The organism is Papillibacter cinnamivorans DSM 12816 (genome assembly GCF_900176335.1).
Classification (GTDB): Bacteria; Bacillota; Clostridia; order Oscillospirales; family Oscillospiraceae; genus Papillibacter; species Papillibacter cinnamivorans.
On record NZ_FWXW01000009.1, the window covers coordinates 1 to 3,331 of the forward strand.

Below are 3,331 nucleotides of genomic sequence, written 5' to 3' on the forward strand. Positions count from 1 at the left end.
CGTGCTCCGCCCGCCGGTTCAGGCCGCCGGCGACAAAACGATCACCGGCAGGTGCGGCCGGTTAAAAAGCCGGAAGGTCCTTCCCACGTTTCCCAGTCCCCGGGAAACGAACATAGAGCATCCATCTATTGTGTAAAGACCGTTGGTATATTGGGGAAACAGCGTGCGGTCCGTATCGATGAGGCCGTCCGTAAAGGGAAGCCGGATCAGGCCGCCGTGACCGTGCCCCGCAAGAGTGAGCGGGATGCCGCAGTCTGCGTACGTGTCGAACCCGCTGTTCCGGTGCGCCAGCAGGACGATAAAGGGGTCCTTCTCCGCTTTTCGGATTTCCTCCGTAAGCTCCTCCGGCGTTTTCTGGTCCTTCGGCCCGTTGGGATCGTCGATCCCGGCGATGACAAGCCTGTCCTCTCCCCGCCGGAGCACCGTATATTCGTTCCGTAGAACGTGGACCCCCTGCTTTTCCAGGATCTCCATCAGTGCCGGCGCCGCCCGGGTGGCCCATTCATGGTTTCCCGTCACATAGTAGGTCGGCGCGATCTGAGTCAGCTCGGCGGCCAGGGCGCCCATCGCATCGAATTGCGCCGGATCGTCCGCCAGATCCCCGGTAATGGCGATGAGATCCAGCTTTTCCTCCCGGATTTCCGAAAGCAGGCGGGTATTGTTCTCTCCGAAGGTTTTTCCGTGAAGATCTGAAAGCTGTACGATCCGAAAACCCGCGAAAGAATCCGGAAGCCCTGCCAAGGATACGTTTACCGTTTCCGCGTCGATCCGATTGTTCTGATCCAGCACAAACAAGACCGCTCCCAGGAGAAGAAACGCCGCGATCGCAAACCCGAAAAGTCTTCCCTTAATCGTTCCGTCCCCTTTCCCCGAATAAAAGCCTTCCTCACCTGATATCGGCGGGATTTGCCTGCCGCCCCCGGAATCAGTCCGTCCGGAGAGAAGGCTGCCCGCCGCCAAATCAACAAACCCGCCTTTCTATGGGAAAGACAGGTTTGGGTCGCCGGCTTGCGGAGGAACCGCATTTACCCGGCGTAGAGCTCCGGCTTCGCGTTAAAGAAAAATATGCCTACCCCGCCAATCCCCAGATGGGCCCCCAGGACGGACCCGATACGTTCCACGATAAAATCCGTGATACCGGCCTTCTCCCGGAGCATATCCATGATTTCCTGCGCGGCTGGCAAATCGTCCGCGTGGCTGATACCCACGATCTGCTCCGGAAAATCCCGGATCCGCTGCTTGACCAGCTCGATGAGAGCATTCATGGTTCTCCGGCGCCCCCTGGCCGCCCCGATTACCTTCATCCGCCCGTTTTCCACGTCCAGAATAGGCCTTACGTCCAAAAGGCTCCCGGCCAGTCCCGCCGCCCGGCTGATTCTGCCGCCCTTCGCCAGCCAGTGCAGATCCGATATGGCGAAAACGTGCTCGATGTGTTCCACCATAAAATCGATCTGCTGAAGAACGACGGAATAGTTCCATCCGTTCTCGGCCATCCTTGCCGCCTGCAGCGCGATAAGACCCGTGGCGAGGGAACCGGATCTGGAATCCACCACTTCCATTTTTACCTGAGGATACTGGGCGGAAATCTTCTGTAAAACCATCTTTGCCAGATCGCAGGTTCCCGAAAGAGCCGAGGAAAACGCCAGATAGATAAAGTCCATTGCCTGTACCGCATATGTTTCAAATGTTTCCAGCAGCTCTTCCGTTCGGATCTGGGATGTCTTGGGAACAACGCCCCTGCGCATTTCGGCGTAAAGCTCTTCCACGGTGATTTCCACGCCGTCCAGGTATTCCTTGTCCCCCAGGACCACGTTTAACGGCATCACCTTAATGTCGTATTGTTCTAAAATGGCTTTGGGCAAATCGCAGGTACTGTCCACAATGATCTTTGTCATAGTCGTACACATCCTATCCAAAGCACTTTCTTTTTTACCGGGAATCCGACCCCGATCCCGGAAAAAGGCGGGTAAAACGGTCTTGCGCCGTTAAGCGTTTATTCGTCTTCGGCTTTCGCCATTTTATCCCGCAGATAGATATGCTTGATATGGGGATAGTTTGTCTGTCTGACATCGATTTCAAAGCGGTTTAAGGACTTGATCAGCTGGGTCAGCTTCTGGAATCCGAAGTTCCGGGGATCGAAATCCGGCCTTTTCTTCAAAAGGAGGTTCCCGATTTCCCCCATGAACGCGTAGCCGTCCTCGTCGGCCAGATCGGAAACCGAAGCGGCGATCATCTGCACCACATCCTCCGGCACCTGCTGCTTTCCGGCCGGCTTGTTTTCCGGTGCGGGCATCTCTGTTTTTTTCCGGGCCGCGCTTCTGGCCTTCTCGGTGGGTTTGCCTGCAGCCGGAGCCTGCTCGGCCTCCTCCGAGGCGTTGGAATTGTCGTTGATCACTTCGATATAGATGAACTTGTCGCAGGCCACGATAAAGGGATTGGGGGTCTTTTTTTCTCCGATTCCGATTACCTTCATTCCCGCCTCCCGCAGCCGCGTCGCGAGCCTGGTAAAATCACTGTCGCTGGAGACCAGCACGAACCCGTCCGTCCGTCCGGAATAGAGAATATCCATGGCGTCGATGATCATTGCCGAGTCCGTGGAGTTTTTCCCGGTGGTGTATCCGTACTGCTGGACGGGGGATATGGCGTTTTCCAGAAGGATGTTCTTCCACCCCGCAAGATTGGGGGTCGTCCAGTCCCCGTAAATTCGTTTGATAGTCGGTGTGCCGTAAACCGCAATTTCCGCCATGATGCTTTTCATGCTTTTTCTGGGGACGTTGTCCGCGTCGATTAAAACAGAAAGCCGCAGGTCAGAAAGTTTCGACATTTCATTACTCCTTTTCGTTCTGATACGGATAAGCCATGGAAACGATGAAAATAAAATTCGAGGATGTTTTGCGTCCCGCAAGGCAGACGCCGCCGTCGGGTTCTATGCCCGTCAAGGAGGATAACGACGCGGGGCAAAAAACAGGCCGCTTTCATCATTGGGTTCATCGCATATCCGTATCAGGTATAATTTCCGGCGTTTTATCCCTTCGGAATGGTTTCCGCCGCACCGTAAGAGCCGCCGGGAGTTGCTGCATTTTCAGTATAACACAGAAGATTTCCTGCGTCACGCAATTTATCCTTCCGGGAATACGTGCCCGCGCTTTGCTTCAGAAAACGGCATTAAATCCGTCGGTTCCGCAATCGGAGGGGCATCATCCGATGGACCGGGCCGGGAAATCATGGTATGATAACCGCAAAGCGGCCATCCTGCCGGATCGGTCGGCGCGGCTTGCTCCCGTCCTTTGGGCGGAACCGCAAGCGATGCCATATACCACGAAACGCTTCG

Annotated in this window: 4 protein-coding genes; 1 reads left to right on the forward strand and 3 read right to left on the reverse strand. The window is 55.6% G+C overall.

The window, feature by feature from the left end; all coding sequences use genetic code 11:
* Window positions 1–18: 18 nt before the first annotated feature.
* From B9A13_RS11780 to B9A13_RS11790, 3 genes are all read right to left on the reverse strand, one after another.
* Entirely contained in the window at window positions 19–789 is a 771-nt protein-coding gene (locus B9A13_RS11780) for a metallophosphoesterase (protein ID WP_159448130.1), read from the reverse strand.
* Window positions 790–1,025: 236 nt separating this feature from the next.
* Window positions 1,026–1,895 carry a DegV family protein gene (locus B9A13_RS11785; protein ID WP_084235366.1) on the reverse strand — a complete coding sequence of 290 codons (870 nt, stop codon included), beginning with the start codon at window positions 1,893–1,895 and terminating at the stop codon, window positions 1,026–1,028.
* Between the two features lie 98 nt (window positions 1,896–1,993).
* Window positions 1,994–2,824: an NYN domain-containing protein gene (locus B9A13_RS11790; protein WP_084235367.1), complete on the reverse strand. Its 831-nt coding sequence runs from the start codon at window positions 2,822–2,824 to the stop codon at window positions 1,994–1,996.
* Window positions 2,825–2,859: 35 nt separating this feature from the next.
* Here B9A13_RS11790 and B9A13_RS14345 point away from each other — a divergent pair.
* Window positions 2,860–3,331: hypothetical protein (locus B9A13_RS14345; RefSeq protein ID WP_207651227.1), on the forward strand; the 472-nt coding region annotated here is incomplete at its 3' end.

Excerpts from the sequence above, each read along its gene's own strand:
- B9A13_RS11785 (WP_084235366.1), bottom strand. The coding sequence starts at position 1,895 with ATGACAAAGATCATTGTGGACAGTACCTGCGATTTGCCCAAAGCCATT.
- B9A13_RS11790 (WP_084235367.1), bottom strand. The coding sequence starts at position 2,824 with ATGTCGAAACTTTCTGACCTGCGGCTTTCTGTTTTAATCGACGCGGAC.